The sequence below is a fragment of the Streptomyces sp. NBRC 109706 genome (genome assembly GCF_000974485.1).
Taxonomy (GTDB): Bacteria; Actinomycetota; Actinomycetes; order Streptomycetales; family Streptomycetaceae; genus Streptomyces.
This window is the reverse complement of record NZ_BBOM01000015.1, coordinates 79886-101361: the sequence shown is the minus strand read 5'-3', so window position 1 is coordinate 101361 and position 21476 is coordinate 79886. Positions and strand designations below refer to the sequence as shown.

The 21476-nt window shown below is 73.5% G+C and carries 4 protein-coding genes; 1 reads left to right on the top strand and 3 read right to left on the bottom strand.

The features are described 5' to 3' along the window. Positions 1-344: 344 nt before the first annotated feature. The 3 genes from AOM46_RS30775 to AOM46_RS30765 form a co-directional block, all read right to left on the bottom strand. Positions 345-9806 carry a type I polyketide synthase gene (locus AOM46_RS30775; protein ID WP_078857362.1) on the bottom strand — a complete coding sequence of 3154 codons (9462 nt, stop codon included), beginning with the start codon at positions 9804-9806 and terminating at the stop codon, positions 345-347. Positions 9807-10079: 273 nt separating this feature from the next. Next, on the bottom strand, positions 10080-10295 hold the full coding sequence (locus AOM46_RS30770) for a DUF5988 family protein (protein ID WP_062218083.1): 216 nt from the start codon (positions 10293-10295) through the stop codon (positions 10080-10082). 293 nt (positions 10296-10588) lie between these two features. Beyond that, entirely contained in the window at positions 10589-13501 is a 2913-nt protein-coding gene (locus AOM46_RS30765) for a LuxR family transcriptional regulator (RefSeq protein ID WP_078857361.1), read from the bottom strand. Positions 13502-15029: 1528 nt separating this feature from the next. Here AOM46_RS30765 and AOM46_RS35730 point away from each other — a divergent pair. Further along, positions 15030-21449 (top strand): type I polyketide synthase, encoded by a 6420-nt coding sequence (locus AOM46_RS35730; RefSeq protein WP_062218077.1) that lies wholly within the window; start codon positions 15030-15032, stop codon positions 21447-21449. The last annotated feature ends 27 nt before the right edge of the window (positions 21450-21476 follow it).

The following is a 21476-nucleotide window of genomic DNA, read 5'->3' as shown; positions in this document are numbered from 1 at the left end:
GCACATCATGTAAGGAATTCCAATGCGGCGTGCCTGAAAACTCCACTTCCCAGTCAGTGGTCGATACTTGCCTGCCCTGACTCTAGCTATGGTCGGCGGGGTGGTGCCAGCCCGCCGACTTTCCACGACGATTATGCGCACATGCGGTAAGAACGGATAATGTCTCGGCGGCGCGACCCCGTTGGGCCGGCGTCACCTCCTCGTCCACCGTGGCGTCACCCCCAGGGTGGCGGGCGGCCGCCCCCGGCACCCCAGAGGTTCCCCCGGGGCCCACCCCAGACATTCTGGGGGCGGCCCCGGGAACGCCTGGGGTCGGCCGGGCCGGGGGCCGGGGCCGCTGGAGGTCAGTCGATCCCCAACTCCCGGTCGATCAGCGCGAACATCTCGTCGTCCGTCGCCGAGGCGACCTCCTCGTCCCTGGCCACCGGCGCGCCCCCGGCCTCTGGGCCCGCCAGCTCCACCAGCACTTCGCGCAACCGCTCGGCGACGGAGGCCCGTTCGGCCGGCTCGGCCGCGAGCCCGGCCAGGGCGGCGCGCAGCCGCTCGATATCGTCCACCACGGAGCCGACGGTGACCCGCCGCTCCGGCAGCAGATCGGCGATCAGGCGCTCCACGAGCTGGGTCGGCGTCGGATGGCGGAAGACCACCGTGCTGGGCAGCTTCAGGCCGGTGGCGGCGTTGACCCGGTTGCGCAGTTCGACGGCGGTCAGCGAGTCGAAGCCCACCTCCCGGAACGGCCGGCCCGGCTCGATGTCCTCGGCGGTGCCGTGCCGGAGCACGGCGGCGGCATGCGAGCGCACCAGGTCAAGCAGGACCCGCTGGCGCTCCGCCGGCGGCGCGTCGGCGAGCCGCTCCGCCAGCCCCGCCTCGCCGGCGCCGGACCCGGGCGCCGCCTGGGCCACCCGCCGCCGGACCGTGCCGACCAAGCCCCGGAGCACGGACGGGAGTTGACCGGCCGCCGCCTGCTCGCGCAGCCCGGCCGGATCCAGCCTGGCCGCCACCAGACCGGCCCCGCCGTCGGTCAGCGCCCGGTCCAGGAGCGCCAGCCCCTCCTTGGCCTCCAACGGCGCGACGCCGGTGCGGGAGAGCCGCCCCACATCCTGGTCGTCCAGATGTCCCGTCATGCCGCTGGCCTGCTCCCACAGGCCCCAGGCCAGCGAGACGGCCGGCAGTCCACGCCGGTGCCGGTCACGCGCCAGGGCGTCCAACGCGGCGTTGGCGGCGGCGTAGTTGGCCTGCCCCGCGGTGCCGAGCACCCCGGCCACGGACGAGTAGAGGACAAACGCGTACAGGTCGAGTCCTTCGGTCAACTCGTCCAGCAGCGTGGCCGCCCCGGTTTTGGCCCGCAGCACCCGAGCCACCTGCTCGCCGGTCATGGCCTCGACGGTGGCATCGTCGAGCAGCCCCGCCGCATGGATCACCGCGCCCAGCGGCCGGTCCTCGGGAACGTCGGCCAACAGCGCGGTCAGCGCCGCCCGGTCACCGACATCGCAGGCCACCACCCGGGCCTCGGCGCCCAACTCGGACAGCTCGTCGACGAGTTCCCCGGCGCCCTCGGCCGCCGGGCCGCGCCGGCTGGTCAACAGCAGGTGCCGGATGCCGTGTTCGGTGACCAGATGGCGGGCCAGCAGCGCGCCGAGCGTCCCCGTTCCGCCGGTGATCAGCACCGTGCGGTCCGGGCGCCAGGGCCGGCGGTGGGTCAGCACCAGCTTGCCCAGGTGGGTGGCGGCGCGCATCGTGTCGAACGCCTCGGGCGCGCACCCGATCGGCCAGCTGGTGATGGGCGGGGCGGCGAAGCTGCCGTCGGCGAAGCCGGGATCCAGCTGGCGCAGCGCGGCCGCGATCTCGTCCGGGCCCTCCGACATCAGATCGAAGTACCGGTAGTCGACGCCCGGATAACGGGCCGCGACCGCCTCGGGATCCCGCACATCGGTCTTGCCCATCTCCACGAACCGGCCACCCCTGGGCAGCAGTTCGAGCGAGGCGTCGGTGAACTCGCCGCTGAGCACGTTCATCACCACATCGACGCCCTCGCCCTCGGTGGTGGCGAGGAACCGGTCGCGGAAGCCCAGGTCGCGGCTGCTGGCGATATGGCCCTCGTCCAGGCCGAGTTCACGCAGCAGATGCTGCTTGGCCGGGCTGGCGGTGGCGAAGACCTCGGCGCCCAGCTGGCGGGCCACCCGCAGCGCGGCCAGCCCGAGGCCGCCGGTGGCGGCGTGGATCAGGATCCGGTCACCGCGGGTGAGGCCCGCCAGATCGACCAGCCCCCGCCATACCGTCAGATAGGTGACCGGCACCGAGGCCGCCCGTTCGAAGGTCCAGCCCTCCGGTATCCGGGTCACGGTGCGGGCGTCGGCGACCACCACCGGCGCCATCGCCTCGGGCAGCAGGCCCATCACCCGGTCCCCGACACGTGGCTCCGTCACATCGGCGCCGACCTCGACGACGGTGCCCGCGCCCTCGACGCCCACCCCGTCCAGCCCGGGCACCATGCCCAACGCCACTACCAGATCACGGAAGTTGAGCCCGGCGGCGCCCATCTCGATCCGCACCTCGCCGGCCGCCAGAGGCGCCTCGGCCCGCGATGACGGCCGCGCCACCACGGCGTCGGCGCCACCGCCGCCCTCGGCGACCCCAAGACGCCAGGGACCGTCGGGCAGCGCCAGCCGACGCCTGGTCGCCCTGGCCAGCCGGGGCACCGCCGCCTGCCGCCCGTTGACCCGGATCTCCGGCTCATCGGTGGCCGCGACGGCGACGCTGGAGACAAAGCCCGGGTCGGACACCGCGTGCACCAGGGTGAACCGCCCCGGGTGCTCGTTCTGCGCGCTGCGCACCAGCCCGCCGACGGCGGCCTGTTCCGGAAGGTCCCCGGTGAGGGCGAAGACCAGCCGGGAGCCGGTCAGGCGCTCGTCCGCCAGCCACTCCCGCAGCAGCGTCAGGGCACCGTTCACCGCCGTGGTGACCTCGCGCCCCGGCCGCACCGGCATCACCACGGTGGCGGGCGGCGGGGTCGGCAGCGCGGTCAGATCCGGGTCGGCATCGTCCAGCAGCTGCCAACTCGCCCCGGCCGGCGGCGATTCGACCTCGCCCGTGGACACCCAGTCGACCCGGTAGAGCCCGTCCGCCGGGGCCTCGACGGCGCCGGTCCTGGCGCTGCGCATCTCCAGCGACTCGATGACGGCGGTGGCCCGGCCCGAGCCGTCGGCCAGCGTCACCGCGAAGGTGTCCCCGCCGCCGGGGGTGATCGTCACCCGCGCGCCGGTGGCCCCGGCGGCATGGAGGGTGACGCCGGAGAACGCGAACGGCAGCGCCAACCCGGCCCCGTTCCCGTCCAACGCGCCCAACAGCGCGCCGTGCAGGGCCGCGTCCAGCAACGCCGGGTGCACCCCGTGCCGGGCCGCCTCCGCCTGCTGGTCCTGGCCGAGCGCGACCTCGGTGAACACCTCGTCGCCGCGCCGCCAGGCCGCCCTGACCCCACGGAACGCCGGGCCGTACTCGTAGCCCAGGGCGGCGAGCCGTGGATACAGCTCGGCGATGTCGACCGGCTCGGCGCCGGCCGGCGGCCAGGCCCCCGCGTCGGCCGCCGGCTCCGGCGCCTCGCGGGTGGTCAGCACCCCGGAGGCGTGCGGGAGCCAGGGCTCGTCGTCGGCCGCGTCGGCCGCCCGGGAGTGCGCGGTGAAGCTGTGCCTGCGCTCGGCCGCCGCCGGATCCTCGGCGGCGGCCACCACCAACCGCAGCCGCACCGCGCCACGCTCCGGCAGCCGCAGCGGCGCCTGCAGCGTCAGCTCTTCGAGCCGTGCGCAGCCCGCCGACTCCCCGGCGCGCAGGGCGAGTTCGACGAACGCGGTGCCGGGCAGCAGCACCGTTCCCTCCACCGCGTGGTCGACCAGCCAGGGCGAGGTGGCGCGCGACAGGGTGGCCACCAGCAGCGCCCCGTCCCCGTCGGCGAGCGGCACCACCGTCTCGGCCAGCGGATGGTCCCGCTTCTCCGCGCCCGCGACCGGGGCCGTCATCCAGTAGCGCTGCCGCTGGAACGGGTAGGTCGGCAGATCCACCGGGCGCGCCTGCGGATGGACCGCGGACCAGTCGACCGCGCCCCCGTGCACATGCACCTCGGCGAGGGAGGCGAGGAACCGGTCGTCGCCGCCGTCGTCGCGGCGCAGTGTGCCGAGGGCCCGCACCTGAGCGTTTTCGGCGTTCTCGGTGGCCTCGGCGGCCTCGGCGATCTCGGTGATCGCCATCGCCAGCACCGGGTGGGCGCTGGCCTCCACGAACAGTCGGTGCCCCTGGTCGATCAGGGTGCTGACCGCGTCGGTGAAGAGGACGGGGTTGCGGAGGTTTTGGTACCAGTATTCGGGGGTGAGTTCTGGTCCGTTGAGGGGGTGTCCGGTGACGGTGGAGATGATGGGGGTGTGGGTGGGTTGGGGTGTGATGTGTTGGAGGGCTTGGGTGAGGTGGGGGTGGAGGGGTTGGACGTGGGGGGAGTGGGAGGCGTAGTCGACGGGGATGCGGCGGATGCGGATGTTGTGTTGTTCGCAGTGGGTGGTGAGGGTGTTGAGGTGGTGGGTGTCGCCGGCGATGACGGTGGTGTGGGGGCTGTTGGTGGTGGCGATGGTGAGGTGGGGGTGGTGGGGGGTGAGGAGTTGTTGGGTGGTGGTGGGGTCGAGGTTGAGGGAGGCCATGGCGCCGTGGCCGGCGAGGTGTTGGTGGATGAGTTGGGAGCGGAGGGCGACGATGGTGGCGGCGTCGTGGAGGGTGAGGGCGCCGGCGATGTGGGCGGCGGCTATTTCGCCTTGGGAGTGGCCGATGACGGCGGTGGGGGTGATGCCGTGGTGTTGCCAGAGGCGGGCGAGGGAGATCATGACGGCCCAGAGGGCGGGTTGGACGATGTCGACGCGTTGGAGTTGTTCGGGGGAGGCGAGTGCTTGGTGGAGGTTCCAGTCGATGTGGGGGGCGAGGGCGTCTTGGCAGTCGTCGAGTGCTTTGGCGAACACCGGGTGTTGTTGGGCGAGTTGGAGTCCCATGCCGGTCCATTGGGAGCCTTGTCCTGGGAAGACGAAGACGGGTCCCTGGTCGGTGTCGGGGGTGGTGGTGCCTTGGATGGCGCGGTTGGGGGGTTGGTGTGTGGCGAGGGCGGTGAGTTCGGTGAGGAGTTCCTGGCGGTCGGTGGCCAGGACGACGGCGCGGTGGCGGAACGCGGTTCTGGTGGTGGCCAGTGCCGCGCCCAGATCGGTCAACGGCGCGTCCTCGTCCGCTTCCACCACGGCCGCCAACTGTTCGGCCTGCGCGGCCAGTGCCTCCGGTGACGCCCCCGACAACGGCCACACCACCACCCCGGACCCCGGAGAAGCCACCGGCTCCTCGACGGGTTCGGGCGCGGCCTCAAGGATCACATGGGCGTTGGTGCCACTGATCCCGAACGAGGAGACGGCGGCGCGACGCGGCCGGTCGCGCTCGGGCCACGGCCGAGACTCCACCAGCAGCGACAGCGCGCCCGACGACCAGTCCACATGGGGTGACGGCTGCTCCGCGTGCAGCGTCCTCGGCAGCGTTCCCGCCCGCATCGCCATGATCATCTTGATCAGGCCGCCGACGCCAGCCGCCGCCTGGGCATGGCCGATATTGGACTTCAACGACCCGAGGAAGAGCGGGTCATCGGCGTCCCGGCCCTGCCCGTAGGTGGCCAGCAGCGCGGTGGCCTCGATCGGGTCGCCCAGCGTGGTGCCGGTGCCATGCGCCTCCATCGCGTCCACATCGGCGGGCCCCAGCCCGGCGGCGCCCAGCGCCAGCCGGATGACCTCCTCCTGCGACGAGCCGTTGGGCGCGGTGAGCCCGTTGCTGGCACCGTCCTGGTTGATCGCCGAACCGCGCAGCACCGCGAGGATCCGGCGGCCGTCCCGTCGCGCCTCGTCCAGGCGTTGCAGCACCAGCACGCCGACGCCCTCCGCCCAGCCGGTGCCGTCGGCGCCAGCCCCGAAGGCCTTGCACCGGCCGTCGGCCGCCAGCCCGCGCTGGCGGCTGAACTCCAGGAACATCCCGGGCGTCGGCATCACCGTGACGCCGCCGGCCAGCGCCATCGAGCACTCGCCCTGCCGCAGCGCCTGGGCCGCCAGATGCACCGACACCAGGGACGAGGAACACGCGGTGTCCACCGTGATGGCCGGCCCGTTGAGGCCCAGCACATAGGCGACCCGGCCGGACAGCACGCTCGCCGCGCCGCCGGTCAGCAGCTGCCCCTCGAAGCCCTCGGGGGCCTGGTGCAGCGGCGCCCCGTATTCCTGCGCCATGGCGCCGGCGAACACGCCGGTGCCGGTGCCGCGCAGCGCCGACGGCGCGATCCCGGCGCGTTCGATCGCCTCCCAGGAGGTCTCCAGCAGCAGCCGCTGCTGGGGGTCCATGGTCTGCGCCTCGCGGGGCGAGATGCCGAAGAACGCCGCGTCGAAGTCCGCGACGCCTTCGAGGAAGCCGCCCTTCCTGGTGTAGGAGGAGCCGACGGCCTCCGGATCGGGGTCGTAGAGCGCGTCCAGATCCCAGCCACGGTCGGTGGGGAAGTCGCCGATGGCGTCCCGGCCTTCGGCGACCAGCCGCCACAGGTCCTCGGGGCTGGCCACGCCGCCGGGGAACCGGCAGGCCATGCCGACGACGGCGATCGGCTCGTCGGCGCGTCCCGGCGCGCTCCGGCCCCTGACGTGACGCCCGGCCGGTGCTTCGTCGCCGGCCATGCCCAGGTCCTGCCGCAGCCGCTCGGCGAGCGCCGCCGGCGTGGGGTGCGAGAAGAGCACCCCGGACGGCAGCCGCAGCCCGGTGGCCGTGTTGAGCCGGTCGCGCAGCTCCACCGACATATGCGAGTCGAAGCCCGCCTCCTTGAACGGAACGGTCCGCTCGACCCGTTCGACGTTCGGATGCCCGAGGACGGCCGCCGCGTGCCGGCGCACCAGATCGGTCAGGACCTCGCGTTGGCCGGCCGCGTTCTGTCCGGCGAGCCCGGGAACGGTCGGCGCGCCGGTCGGGGCGAGCACCGGCTCGTCGGCCGGCTCGTCGACGGCTGCGGGCCGTCGGCGAGGCCCTGCGGTGGTGTCCAGCCAGTGACTCTCGCGCTGGAACGGGTAGGTGGGCAGCTCGACGCGGCGGCCGTCGAAGCCCGGGTGGAGCCGGTCCCAGTCGATCCCGACCCCGCTGGCCCACGCCTGCGCCAACGAGGCGAGGAACCGGTCGTCGCCGCCGTCGTCGCGGCGCAGCGTGCCGAGCGCCCGCACCTGAGCGTTCTCGGCGGCCTCGGCGGTTTCGGCCACGCTGCCGGCCAGCACCGGATGGGGGCTCATCTCCAGGAAGACACCATGGCCCCGGGCGAGCAGCGCCTCCGTGGCCTCGGTGAAGAGGACGGGGTTGCGGAGGTTTTGGTACCAGTATTCGGGGGTGAGTTCTGGTCCGTTGAGGGGGTGTCCGGTGACGGTGGAGATGATGGGGGTGTGGGTGGGTTGGGGTGTGATGTGTTGGAGGGCTTGGGTGAGGTGGGGGTGGAGGGGTTGGACGTGGGGGGAGTGGGAGGCGTAGTCGACGGGGATGCGGCGGATGCGGATGTTGTGTTGTTCGCAGTGGGTGGTGAGGGTGTTGAGGTGGTGGGTGTCTCCGGCGATGACGGTGGTGTGGGGGCTGTTGGTGGTGGCGATGGTGAGGTGGGGGTGGTGGGGGGTGAGGAGTTGTTGGGTGGTGGTGGGGTCGAGGTTGAGGGAGGCCATGGCGCCGTGGCCGGCGAGGTGTTGGTGGATGAGTTGGGAGCGGAGGGCGACGATGGTGGCGGCGTCGTGGAGGGTGAGGGCGCCGGCGATGTGGGCGGCGGCTATTTCGCCTTGGGAGTGGCCGATGACGGCGGTGGGGGTGATGCCGTGGTGTTGCCAGAGGCGGGCGAGGGAGATCATGACGGCCCAGAGGGCGGGTTGGACGATGTCGACGCGTTGGAGTTGTTCGGGGGAGGCGAGTGCTTGGTGGAGGTTCCAGTCGATGTGGGGGGCGAGGGCGTCTTGGCAGTCGTCGAGTGCTTTGGCGAACACCGGGTGTTGTTGGGCGAGTTGGAGTCCCATGCCGGTCCATTGGGAGCCTTGCCCTGGGAAGACGAAGACGGGTCCCTGGTCGGTGTCGGGGATGGTGGTGCCCTGGATGGCGCGGTTGGGGGGTTGGTGTGTGGCGAGGGCGGTGAGTTCGGTGAGGAGTTCCTGGCGGTCGGTGGCCAGGACGACGGCGCGGTGGCGGAACGCGGTTCTGGTGGTGGCCAGTGCCGCGCCCAGATCGGTCAACGGCGCGTCCTCGTCCGCTTCCACCACGGCCGCCAACTGTTCGGCCTGCGCGGCCAATGCCTCCGGTGACGCACCCGACAACGGCCACATCACCACCCCGGACCCCGGCGAACCGGCAGACCCGGCGGCGTCATCGACGGGCTCATCGGTCGGCGTGAACCCGCCCACCACCACGTGGCAGTTGGTGCCGCCCAGCCCGAACGAGGAGACGCCGGCCAGCGGCGGCTCAGCGCCGTCCCCCGGCCAGGGGCCCAGCTCGGCCTGCACCCGCAGATTGAGCCGGTCCAGCGGGATGTCCGGGTTGGGCTCGGCGTAGTTGAGGCTCGGCGGCAGCGCGCCGCCGGTGATGCTGAGCACCACCTTGAGCAGGCTGACGATGCCCGCCGCGCTCTCCAGATGGCCGATATTGGTCTTCACCGAACCGACGCGCAGCGGCTCGTCCGCCGGGCGCGCCCTGCCCAGGGCCGCGCCCAGGGCGGCGGCCTCGATCGGGTCGCCAACGGGGGTGCCGGTGCCGTGCAGTTCGACATAGCCGATCTGCTCGGCTCCGGTCGCGGCGCGCTCGTGGGCGAGCCGCACCACCTCCTCCTGCGCCGCGCCGCGCGGTGTGCCCAGGCTGTCGCCGCCCCCGTCGTTGTTGACGGCGCTGCCGCGGATCACGCCGTGCACCCGGTCCCCGTCGGCCAGGGCCAGGGCCAGCGGCTTGAGCAGCAGCACCGCGCCGCCCTCGCCCCTGACATAGCCGTCGGCGCGCGCGTCGAACGTATGGCAGTTCCCGCTGCGGGAGAGCGCGCCCAGGCTGGCCGAGGTGGCCGCTGAGCCCTCGCCGAGGATCAGGTTGACGCCGCCCACCAGGGCGGCCGTCGCCTCGCCCCGGCGCAGGCTCTCGCACGCCAGATGCACCGCCACCAGGGAGGACGACTGGCCCGAATCGACGGTGAGGCTGGGCCCGTTGAGGCCCAGCAGATAGGAGACGCGGTTGGCCAGCATGGTGCGGCGGGTGCCGGCGAAGCTGTAGGCGCCGAGGTGGTCGGCGCCGCCGGCGGTGGCCAGTTCGGCGTAGTCGTCCCACATCGTGGAGGCGAACACGGCGGTGCGGCTGTCCCGTAGGGTGCCCGGCACGATGCCGGCGTGCTCCAACGCCTCCCAGGCCAGCTCCAGCATCAGCCGCTGCTGGGGGTCCATGGCCCGGGCCTCGCGGGGGGCGATGCCGAAGAACGCCGCGTCGAAGGTGTCGACCCGGTCCAGATAGCCGGCGGGTGCCCCGCCCGTGGGGTCGCCCGTGGGATCGCCGCCCGGGGCGCGGCGTCGGCTGTCGGGCAGCGGACGCACGGCGTTGTCGCCGGCCCGCAGCAGGCGCCAGAAGTCGGCGGGGGTGGGGGCCCCCGGCAGCCGGCAGGCGAGGCCGACCACCGCGATGGGGTCACTGCCACGCGGCGCTGGCGCACCGGGGAGATGGCTGGCTCCGGAGCGCGCGGACTCGGCCGACGCCTTCGACTTCTGGACGGTCATAGTTCCTGAACTCCCGTTTGTCCTGGGCTGTTCATGGGCGCGTTCATGGGCGCGTTCATGGGGTGGTGCGCGCGGTTGGCGTCTTTCCCCGACTCTCGCGCGACAGGCGGACGCCGCCTGCGATTCTGTGTCCGTCCGGCTTCGGCGCGCCCCGTGCCGGCCCCCGGGTCGACCCCAGCCGGGGCGGGACGCGGACAGGCCGGCGCCCCGGGGGCGGAAGGGGCCGTCCCCGGGGCGCGGGCGCCGTGCCGGGTCAGCCGGCGGCGGCCGGGATCACTCGGCGATATAGGTGCGTCGGGTCCACTCGAAAACGGTGAGCCTGCTGCCGTCGTGCTCCACCGTCTCCGGCGTCGGCAGATAGTGCTCATAGGCGTTGCCGACGGATATCTTGATCGTCTCGTCGACGTTCGGGTGGTACCGCAGCTGCGACCGGCCGGTGATCTGGACCGGCCCGCCGCGCAGGATGACATTGGGTTTACCGGGCGCCATACGATGCACACTCCGTTGCCTGTTGAGGTGAAGGGCAGACGCGGGTTCCGACCCGCCGCACATGCCCGGGAGCGGTGGGCACGGCGTGGGTTCGGATCACGGGCGGGGCGAAGCGGTGAAGGACCGGGACGAACGCCAAGTCCCCCGGAAGCGGGGGAACTTCCGAGGGACACGGCCCGAGGTCGGCCATGGCCGTACATCGCCCGCACCGACATACTGCGCCGCCGGGGAGCGCCGGCGACTCGGGGCGCTCCCCCGGCCACCACCCCAGTCCTGGGGCGGCCGGGGGTGGGTCAGCCGAGGCTGAGTACGCGGCTGAGTTCGCTCCTGGAGTCGATGTGCAGCTTGCGGTAGACCTGGCTGAGGTGCCACTCCACGGTCTTGACGGTGACAAAGAGGATGCTGGCGATCTCGTGGTTGCGCTTGCCCTCGGCGGCGAGGACGGAGACCCGGTGTTCCCTGGGGGTGAGTCCCCAGGTGTGGGGCCGCCCGGTGTCCCGGGTCCGCACTCCCAGGGCGGCGAGCGCGCGTCGGGTCGCGCCGCTGAACGCGGTGGCGCCGATCGTCTCGGCCACCTCGTCGGCCTCCCTGAGCCGCCGCCTGGCCTGCACCGTGCGCCGGGTGTCCCGCAGCACGGCGCCCAGTTGCAGCAGGCAGGCGCAGCGGTCGACGATGGCGGGCGAGCCGTCGAGCAGTTCGACGGCCTCCTCCAGCGATTCGATGGCGTCGTCGCCGCCCTGGGTGCGGGCATAGGCGTACAGGGCGCGGGCGACGATCCGGTGGGTGCCGAACGACCGTGCGTCGGCGAGGTGTTCGGCGGCCAGTGCGTGCGCCCGTTCCAGCTGGCCGAGGCCCACCAGGTTCTCCACCATGCTGGGGGCCGGGGTCAGGGCCGGGGTGGTGCTGCCGGTCTCCCTGAGCAGGGAGAGGATGCGTTCGCCGTCGCGCATCCCGGCCTCGGAGTCACCCCTGACCGCGTGCAGGTGCCGGCGGCCGATCAGCAGTGCGATATCCCCCAGCCGGCTGGTTCCGGGGGCGTGCCAGCCGCCGTGTTCCTCGAAGACGCGTGCCGCCATGTCCGGCTGGTTGCGCAGGATCAGCAGGTCGGTGAGGGCCAGCACGGCGAACGAGCGGCCCAGCGCGTCGGTCTCGCCGGCGGCGCACGGCTCCAGGGAGGCGCTGGCGTCGTTCTTGGCCTCCGACAACATCCCCCGGTGCAGGTTGACATGGGCCCGCAGGGCGCGCAGCGCCCGGGAGTCGACGCCGACGCTCACCGCCTGCTGGATGGCGTCGTCCAGGATGGTGCCGGCCTCGGCGAGCTTGTCGCAGCTGTAGAGGCAGTACGCCAGGAACCAGGGCACCCACGCGTCGTCCCCGGGGCGGCGGATCGTGGGGTCGTGTGCCAGGGCCTGGTCGACCAGTTGGACGACGCGGTGGCCCGGCTCCCCGCCGAGCAGGGCGCGGGCGGCGCCGAGCGCCAGCGAGTGCGCGTCGTTCGGGGGTTGTTCGCCGGCGGTGACACGGGAGGTGGTGCCCAACTCCCGTACCAGCTCGGGGACGTTGCCTCGGCCGGTGGCGCCCAGATGGTCGAGGCGGCTGTGCGCCGCGCACAGTCGGGCGGCCAACTTCGGGTGCTCGCCGCCGAGTTCGGCATGGGCCTGGCGGTAGACCTCGGCGGCCTCCTCGTGGCGTGCGGCGACCGTGAGTGCGGCGCCCAACTGCAGCGCGATCCGGGCGCGTTCGGCCGGGTCCGAGGTCAGGCCGATGGCGTCCCCGAGATGGCGCACGGCCTGCGGGTGCCCGGTGCGGTGTTCGGCCTCGCCCAGCACGGCCAGCAGCCGGGGCAGCGTGCGGCTCGGCACGTTCTCCCGGGCGGCGCGGCGCACCAGGGAGAGGGCCTGCGCGGGATCGCCCTCGCCGAGCGCGGCCAGGCCGGCGGCGACCAGGGTCTCCACGGCGCGTCCGTCGGTTGAGGGCGGGACATGCAGCAGATGGGTGGCGATCCGCCGCGGCGGCGCGCCCTGGTCGGTGAGGGCCTGGGCCGCCGCGTAGTGGGCGCGGTAGCGGAAGGCGTGCGCCATATGGGTGTAGACGGCGTTGCGGGCGATGGGGGCGGCGAACCGTGGCGGGTCGGCCCGGTCGGCGACGCCGGCGGCGCGGAGCGCGACCACCGCGTGCGCCGCCTCGGCCGGTGCGAGATCGGCGACGGCGGCGAGCTGTTCGACGCTGTCCGCGGTGTCGAGTACGGCGAGCGCGTTGGTCGCGGCCAGGGCCCCGTTGACGCCGCGTCGTGGCAGATGGTGCACGCGGCGCAGGATGCGGCGGGCGACGGTGCGCGGTCCTGCGGCGGATATCCGGGCGGGGTCGGCGAGCCCGCCGCCGCCGAGTTCGCCGACCAGCTCCCGCAGGAAGAACGGATTGCCCACGGTCGCCTCGTAGCAGGCGCGCACCGAGGTGGCGGAGAGCTGTCCCGGCACGGCGGACGCGAGAAAGGCGCGCACCCCGTCCTCGCTGAGCGGGCCGAGGACCAGGGAACGGGGGGCCGCCGGGGCGAGCAGCGTCTGCACGGGCGGCTCGTCCAGGCCGAGCCGGAGGCCCGAACGCGCCGGGGGCGGTGCGGTGACGCAGCAGAGAACGGGGTGTTGGGCGATCAGGCCGCCGAGGCGGCCCAGGAAGCGCATCGAGGCGGAGTCCGCCAGATGCAGATCGTCCAGCAGCAGCACCAGCGGCCCGGTGTCGGCCAGCTCGACCAACAGCCTGAGCAGTCCGTCGTGTTCGCGTTCCTGCCGCTCCGGATCCGGGATCCCCCAGCTGGGGCCGCCCGGCTGGTCGAGGGCCTCGGGGGAGTCGAGCAGCGGGGTCAGCAGCGCCGCCGGATCGGCCGGCCCCCGGCCCTGCGGCGGCGCCGAGGCGAGCCAGTGCTCCAGGATCTGCCGCACCAGACCGTTGGGGTGGCCGGTCTCGAAGGCGCTGCCCCTGGCCTGGAGGACGGTGAACCCGGCCGCCCCCGCGCCCTGCCGCAGGGTGTGCAGCAGCGCGCTCTTGCCGGTGCCGAACGGCCCCTCGACGAGGACGAATCCGCCGCTCCCGGCGCGCAGGGCGTCCAGTGTTCCGGCGAGGGCGCGCAGCTCCTCGTCACGCTCGATCAGTGACGGCTCGTCGATCCGAACGGCCGAGTTGGCTCCCGCGAGCATGAATGTACTCATCTCCTTGAAGTCGGCCGAATTCCTCGACCCCGGGCAGGCGTGTTTCGCATGGCGCCAGAACTTGTGGCGTGGATGGCCAGCGGACTAGAGACGAGACACGGGTCTGCTGGTGTTTGTTGACCCGTGGAAACACACGAGGAGCGAGATGGGGCAGGAGGAATCGGAGCGGCACGATGGAGCGCCGGACACCATAAGAAGATCTCCCCGTAAAACTGTTAACACCGGGTACATCCCGGTGTAACTAAACAGTTTGGTCAGGCCGCTGAGTCAGAGCGGCGCAGCAGGACAAAGCGCGAACAACGATATCCCAAGTCGTCTCGGGATGGGAAGCGGAGCCATGGTTCGCGATGGCAATCGACTTTCCGCCGTATCGTCGTCGAGTTTGCCGTGGCGGCCGCGCCGGTCGAACGTGCCCCCGGGGGCCCCCGGGGCTGCGGGTGGCGCAGGAATCGGTGGGAATCCACGCACAACGCGGCGAGTCGGCCCCCGGTGCGGGAGCCGACGCACCCCAACTGACCTGGGATTATATAGCGCTTGTTGGCCGCCGCGGCCGAACCCGGGTGGCCGCGGGGCGCGTTCGCCGCCCCGCCGTCGGACGCCCCGCCGGCCGGCCTCTCGTCGCCGCTCGTTGCTCCTCCCTCACTGCCCGTTGCGGGGGCCAGCGTGTGCAAACGGCCTGATCGTGGGGTGTCGAACGGATTCCGCTTCCCCTTGGGAAACGGTTGGGAGGGGTATTGCGCAGCCCCGGGGTGAGCCCGTGTGTGGGCGTCGAATACGGCACTTCATGGGCGGGGTCAGGGTGTGCTGCTAAACCAGTGAAGAAGGTGACCTACCTCACGCGGGATGGGTTACGTTTGTGAAGACAAGTGGCGATATCTTCGTCAACTCTCCACTCGTAACATAGTGGTTGATTGGGGGATCCTGTTCCAGGAACCAGGTTTTCCGGAACGGCTGTGGCACGGTCTCCCCGGCCTGGTGAGAGCGCCCGAATCGGTGTCCTGACCGCATCGGCGGACAATGCGTCCACCCACTCCCCACATGAACCGGAAGCCCGGCCGCCACCGCGCCCGAAAACCTTTCGGAATCGCCGGGGGGAGAGCCCGCGGCGCCCGACGGGCACCCCGGGGCCACCGGGTCCACCGGGTCCACCGACCCCGGGGTGCCCCGGGGGTGTCAACTCCCGGGAGCCGGGGTGACACTGACCCCGGTCCGCGCACGTCGGCGGCCCTTCACGCCCTGCGACCACGCAGTACTAGGGTCCCGCCTGGGGTCGGTCCCCAGAGCAGCGGCGCCTCGCCCGGCACACAATCGGTGGGCAAGAGCGCGGGGGAGCGCGAGAAGTGACACGCAGACATCCACCCGGGCAACGAAACAGCATGGGGCCATCTGACCGAGGTCCACAGCGCCGCGCGTGAGGACTCGTTCTTGGCTTTCCCCCACCCGACATACGCCGGATGTCCGACCGCCTGACCGCCCGGCACGTCGCCGTGATTCCCATTCGGCTTTCCTTGTGGAGAGTGGCTTTCCGATGTCTGCTAACGAAGAGAAGCTCCGCGAATACCTCAAGCTCGTCACGGCCGACCTGCGGCAGACCCGGCAGCGGCTGACCGAGACCGAGGCGAGGCGGCGGGAGCCGATCGCCGTGGTCGCCATGGCCTGTCGGTTCCCCGGCGGGGTGGCCTCCCCCGAGGACCTGTGGCGACTGGTCGCCGACGGCGCCGAGGGCATCGCCCCGATCCCCGACGACCGGGGCTGGGACCTCGAAGCGCTCTACGATCCCGACCCGTTGACGCCCGGCACCAGCTATGTGCGGGCCGGCGGGTTCCTCGCCGAGGCGGGCGAGTTCGACGCCGAGCTGTTCGGCATCTCGCCGCGCGAGGCGCTGGCCATGGACCCGCAGCAGCGGCTGCTCCTCGAAACCTCCTGGGAGGCCCTGGAGCGCGCCGGACTGCCCCCCACCGCGCTGCGCGGCGACAACATCGGCGTCTTCGTCGGCGCCGCGCCCCAGGAGTACGCCCCCCGGCACGGCGACGCGTCCGCCGAGGAACTGGAGGGCTATCTCGCCGTCGGCAACACCACCAGCGTGATGTCCGGCCGGATCGCCTACACCTTCGGACTGCGCGGGCCCGCCGTCACCGTCGACACCGCCTGCTCCTCGTCGCTGGTCGCCCTGCATGTCGCCGCCCGCGCGCTGCGCGACGGCGAGTGCTCCCTCGCCCTGGCCGGCGGCGTCACCATCATGTCCGCGCCCAACTGGATCGTCGACCTCAGCCGTCAGCAGGGCCTCGCCGCCGATGGCCGCTGCAAGGCGTTCGCCGAGGACGCCGACGGCTTCGGCCCCGCCGAGGGCGTCGGGATGATCGTGCTGGAACGGCTCTCCGACGCGCGCCGCAACGGCCACCAGGTGCTCGCCGTGATCAGCGGTTCGGCCATCAACCAGGACGGTGCCTCCAACGGCCTGACCGCCCCCAACGACGAGGCGCAGGAGCAGGTCATCCGCCGCGCCCTGGCCGACGCCGGGATCGGTGCCGCCGATGTCGACGTGGTCGAGGCGCACGGCACCGGCACCCGGCTCGGCGACCCGATCGAGGCCCAGGCGCTGATCGCCACCTACGGCCAGGACCGGCCGGCCGAACGCCCGTTGTGGCTGGGCACCGTGAAGTCCAACATCGGCCACACCCAGGCCGCCGCCGGCGTGGCCGGCGTCATCAAGATGGTGATGGCGCTGCGCAACGGGCTGCTGCCCAGGACCCTGCACGCGGAGCGGCCCAGCCCGCACGTGGACTGGGCGGACAGCGATGTCGCCCTGCTCACCGACGCCAGGCCCTGGCCCAGGGCCGGAACGCCACGCCGCGCCGGGATCTCCTCGTTCGGCATCAGCGGCACCAACGCCCATCTGATCCTTGCCGACGAACCCCCCGTCGAAGAGGCCGAGACCGCCACACCGCCCAGGTCCGGCCACAGCCCCGCCGCCTTCGGCTGGGTGCTCTCCGGTGGCCAGCCCGAGGCCGTCCGTCAACAGGCCGCGCGCCTGGGGGAGTTCGTCGAGGGGCCGGGCGCGGCCGCCGACCCGGGGGACATCGGCTGGTCCCTGGCCGCCACCCGGGCCACCCTCGCCCACCGCGCCGTGGTGGTCGGCGACGCCCCCTCGGGACTGCTCGACGGGCTCCGCGCCCTGGCCGACGGCGCCGAACGCGCCGGCGTGCTCAGCGGCACCGCCCGCGACGGCGGCCGGCTCGGGCTGCTCTTCGCCGGCCAGGGCGCCCAACGCCTGGGCATGGGCCGCGAACTACGCGCCGCCTTCCCGGTGTTCGCCGCCGCCTGGGACGAGGTCACCGACGTTCTCGACCCGCTGCTGCCGGGGCCGCTGAACGAGGTGGTCTTCGGCGACGACGAGGCCAGGATGCACCGCACCGAGTGGGCGCAGCCCGCGCTCTTCGCCTTCGAGGTCGCCCTCCACCGGCTGATCACCTCCTGGGGCGTCCGCCCCGATCTGCTCACCGGCCACTCCGTCGGCGAGATCGCCGTCGCCCATGTCGCCGGCATCCTCTCGCTGCCGGACGCCGCCGCCCTGGTCGCCGCCAGGGGCCGGCTGATGCAGCGGCTGCCGGCCGGCGGCGCGATGATCGCCGTCGCCGCGCCCGAACACGAGGTGGTCCCGCTGCTGGCCGACCATGGCGAGGTCGCCGGCGTCGCCGCCGTCAACGGGCCCGAGGCCACCGTGATCTCGGGCGCCGAGCCGGTGGTGACCGCGATCGCCGCCGACTTCGAGGAACGCGGCGTGCGCACCCGCCGGCTGCGCGTCAGCCACGCCTTCCACTCGCCGCTGATGGACCCGATGCTGGCCGAGTTCCGCACCGTGCTGTCCGGACTGACGTTCCACAGGCCCCGGTTGACCGTGGTCTCCACCCTCACCGGCCGGCGCGCCGCCGACGGCGATCTGGCGTCGCCCGAGTACTGGCTGCGGCATGCCCGCGAGGGCGTGCGGTTCGCCGATGCGGTCCGCGTCTTCGAGGCCGACGGCGTCCGGCAGGCGCTGGAGATCGGCCCCGACGGAACCCTCGCCGGACTCGCCGTCGAGGCCGTCGACACCCCGGAGGACCTGGTCGTCGGCGTGCTGCGGCGCAAGGACCGCCCCGAACCGCTGGCCGCGATCGAGGGGGTCGCCCGGGTCTGGACGGCCGGCGCCCGGGTCGACTGGGCGGCGCTCCACCCCGGCGGCGCCCGCGTCGACCTCCCCACCTACTCCTTCCAGCACCGCCGTTACTGGGTGCGGCCGAGGGCCGGCGGCACCGACGCCGCCGCGCTCGGCGCCAGGCCGGCGGGCCACCCGCTGCTCGGCGCGGCCGTCCCGCTGGCCGACGGCGCCGGCGTGGTGCTGACCGGCCGGCTGACGGCCTTCCCGCAGTCCTGGGTCGCCGACCATCTGGTGGGCGACGCCGTGGTGGTGCCCGGCACCGCCTTCGCCGATCTGGCGATCCGCGCCGCCGACGAGGTCGGCTGCGCCGGCGTCGAGGAACTGACGTTCCAGACGCCGCTGATCCTCCCCGAGCGCGGCGGCCGACAGCTGCAGATCATCATCGGCGAGCCCGACGAGACGGGGCGCCGCCCCATCGGGGTGCACTCCCGCCCCGACGGCCAGGACGACGCCCCCTGGGTCCGCAATGTCTCCGGGTTCCTGGCCGCGACCCTCACGGCGGGGCCCGGCGCCGATCTGCGGCAGTGGCCGCCCGCCGACGCCCAACCCGTCGACCTCACCGACGCCTACGCCAGGCTTGCCGCCATCGGCCTGGCCTACGGCCCGGCGTTCATCGGGCTGCGCGCGCTGTGGCGGCGCGGCGACGAGGTGTTCGCCGAGGTCGCCCTCCCCGAGGGCACCGAGCCCGGCGAGTTCGGACTGCACCCGGCGCTGCTGGACGCCGCGCTGCACCCCATCCCGCTGCTCGGCCTGGTGCACAACGACGGCCGGCCCGTGCTGCCGTTCGCCATGGAGGGCGTCGAACTCTTCGCCTCCGGCGCCACCGCGCTCCGCGTCCGGCTCGCCCCCGGCGCGGGCGACGCCCTCTCGGTGACGGTCGCCGACACCGCCGGACGGCCCGTCGCCGCCATCGCCTCGCTGGCCGTCCGCCCGGTCTCCGTGGAGAACCTGCGCACCGCGCCCGCCGGCCCCGAATCGCTCTACCAGGTGGACTGGGTCCCCGCCGGCGAGCCCACAAGCACCCCGCGCGCCGTCGAACTCCCCGCCGGCGACGACGCGTTGGACCGGCTGGCCGCCGATGGCGCGCCCGAGCTGGTGATCGCCCGCGTCGACGAGGCGCTGGACGTCCACCGGGCCGTCGCCGAAACCCTGACGCTGCTGCGCCGCTGGCTCGCCGACGAACGGTTCGCCGACGCCCGGCTGGCGCTCGTCACCCGCTCCGCACACCTCGGGCACGCCGCCGTGCTGGGCCTGGGGCGCTCCACCCAGGCGGAGCACCCCGGCCGGCTGGTGCTGGTCGAGACCGACCGCGAGCGGCCGCTGCCCGAGCTGGCCGCCGCCGTCGGCAGCGGCGAGGAGCAGCTGCGGCTGCTCGGCGACGCGACGCTCTGCCCCCGCCTGGTCCGCTCCGAAGGCGGCGACGCCCTCCAACCCCCCGCCGAACCCTGGCGGTTGGAGACCACCAAGCCGGGATCGCTGGAGAACCTGCGGCTGCTGCCCGGCCCGGAGGCCGCGGCGCCGCTCGGCCAGAACGAGGTGCGGATCGCCGTCCGCGCCGCCGGGATGAACTTCCGCGACGTGCTGATCGCCCTCGGCATGTACTCCGGCGAGACCGCGCCCTGGCTCGGCGACGAGGCTGCCGGCATCGTCACCGAGATCGGCCCCGGAGTCAGCCGACTCTCCGTCGGCGACGCCGTGTTGGGCATGGTCGCCCGGGGCTTCGGCCCCCAGGTGGTGGCCGACGCCAGGGCCCTGGTCCGGATCCCGGCCGGCTGGTCCTTCGAGACGGCCGCCGGCGTGCCGGTCGCCTTTGTCACCGCCTGGCTCGGCCTGGTGGACCTCGCCGAACTCAAGGCCGGCGAGTCCGTGCTGGTCCACTCCGGCGCCGGCGGCGTCGGCATGGCCGCCGTGCGGCTGGCCCGGCATCTGGGCGCCGAGGTGTTCGCCACCGCCAGCGAGGGCAAATGGCCGGCACTCCGCGAACTCGGCCTGGACGACGCCCATCTGGCGTCCACCGGCGACACCGCCTTCCGGGACGCCTTCCTCGCCGCCACCCAGGGGCGCGGCGTCGATGTCGTACTCAACGCCTTCACCGGCGAGTTCGTCGACGCCTCCCTCCAACTGCTGCCACGCGGCGGACAGTTCCTGGAGATGGGCAAGGCCGATATCCGCGACCCCGAGACCATCGCCGAGCGGTACCCGGGGGTCGCCTACCGGACCTTCGACATCGCCGAGCTGACACCCCAACGGATCGGCGCGATCCTCGGCCAGGTCCTTGACCTGTTCGCCGCCGAAGCGTTCAGCCCGCTGCCCGTCACCACCTTCGACATGCGGCGCGCCCCCGAGGCGTTCCGTCATGTCAGCCAGGCCAAGCACATCGGCAAGGTCGTGCTGACCGCGCCCACCACCTGGGACCCGCACGGCACCGTGCTGATCACCGGCGGCACCGGCACCCTCGGCCGGCTCGTCGCCCAGCATCTGGTGACCCGGCACGGGGTGCGCCATCTGCTGCTGGTCAGCCGCCGGGGCCGCGCCGCCGAAGGCGCCGACGCCTGGATCGCCGAACTGGAGGAGCAGGGCGCCTCGGTGACCGTCGCCGCCTGCGATGTCACCGACCGCACCGCCCTGGCCAAGGCACTCGCCGACATCCCGCCGGGCCGGCCGCTGCGCGGCGTGGTGCACACCGCCGGCGTGGTCGACGACGCCGTGGTCGCCTCCCTCACCGAGGACCAGGTCGAGCGGGTGCTGGCCCCCAAGGTCGACGCGACCCTCGCCCTGGCGGAGCTGACCGCCGGCGCCGACCTCACCGCGTTTGTCCTGTTCTCCTCGGCCACCGCCGTCCTCGGCGGCCCCGGACAGGGCAACTACGCGGCGGCCAACGCCTTCCTCGACGAACTGGCCCGCCAGCGCCGCGCCCGTGGCCTGCCCGCCCTCTCCCTGGCCTGGGGCCTGTGGGAGGAGGCCAGCGGCATGACGGCGACGCTCGGTGCCGGCGACCGGGCCCGCCTCGGCCGCTCCGGCGTCCGCCCGCTCAGCTCCCGCGAGGGACTGGCCCTGCTGGACGCGGCGCTCGACCTCGGCGAACCCGCCGTCGTCCCCGTCCGCCTCGACCTGGCCGCCGTCCGCACCCGCGCCGCCGCCGAGGGCGGCGTGCCACCCCTGCTGCGCGGGCTCGTCCGCGCCCCGGCCCGCCGGGCCGCCGGCACGGCCGCGGGACCGGCCGACGCACAGGACATCAGGCGCCGCCTCGCCGGCGTCCCCGAGGCCGAACGGCACCGCATCACCCTGGAGTTGGTGCGCGAACAGGCCGCCGGCGTCCTCGGGCACAGCGAGGTGCGCGATATCGCCGCCGAACGCAGCTTCCGGGACGCCGGATTCGACTCCCTGACCGCCGTCGAACTCCGCAACCGGCTCGCCGCCGCCACCGGCGTGCGCCTCTCCGCCACGGCCGCCTTCGACCACCCCACCCCGGCCGATCTGGCCGAGACCCTGCTCGCCCGGATCACCCCGGACGAGAGCGGCGACGCCGCCGCCTCCGTGCTGACCGAACTCGACCGGCTCAAGGCCGCCCTCACCACCCTCACCGCCCCCGAGGACCAACGCGGCGAGATCACCCTGCGGCTGCGTTCCCTGCTCACCCAGTGGGACGGCGGCCAGGGCGGAACGAGGGAACGGGCGGCCGACGACACCGTGGAGTCCGCATCCGACAGCGAACTCTTCGATCTGCTCGACGAAATAGAAATCCCCTGACGCGGCTCTGGATTGAGTGACACCGAC

Bases quoted from the DNA above. Each gene is read 5' to 3' on its own strand.
- AOM46_RS30775 (WP_078857362.1), bottom strand. From the start codon at position 9,806: ATGACCGTCCAGAAGTCGAAGGCGTCGGCCGAGTCCGCGCGCTCCGGA.
- AOM46_RS30770 (WP_062218083.1), bottom strand. From the start codon at position 10,295: ATGGCGCCCGGTAAACCCAATGTCATCCTGCGCGGCGGGCCGGTCCAG.
- AOM46_RS30765 (WP_078857361.1), bottom strand. From the start codon at position 13,501: ATGAGTACATTCATGCTCGCGGGAGCCAACTCGGCCGTTCGGATCGAC.
- AOM46_RS35730 (WP_062218077.1), top strand. From the start codon at position 15,030: ATGTCTGCTAACGAAGAGAAGCTCCGCGAATACCTCAAGCTCGTCACG.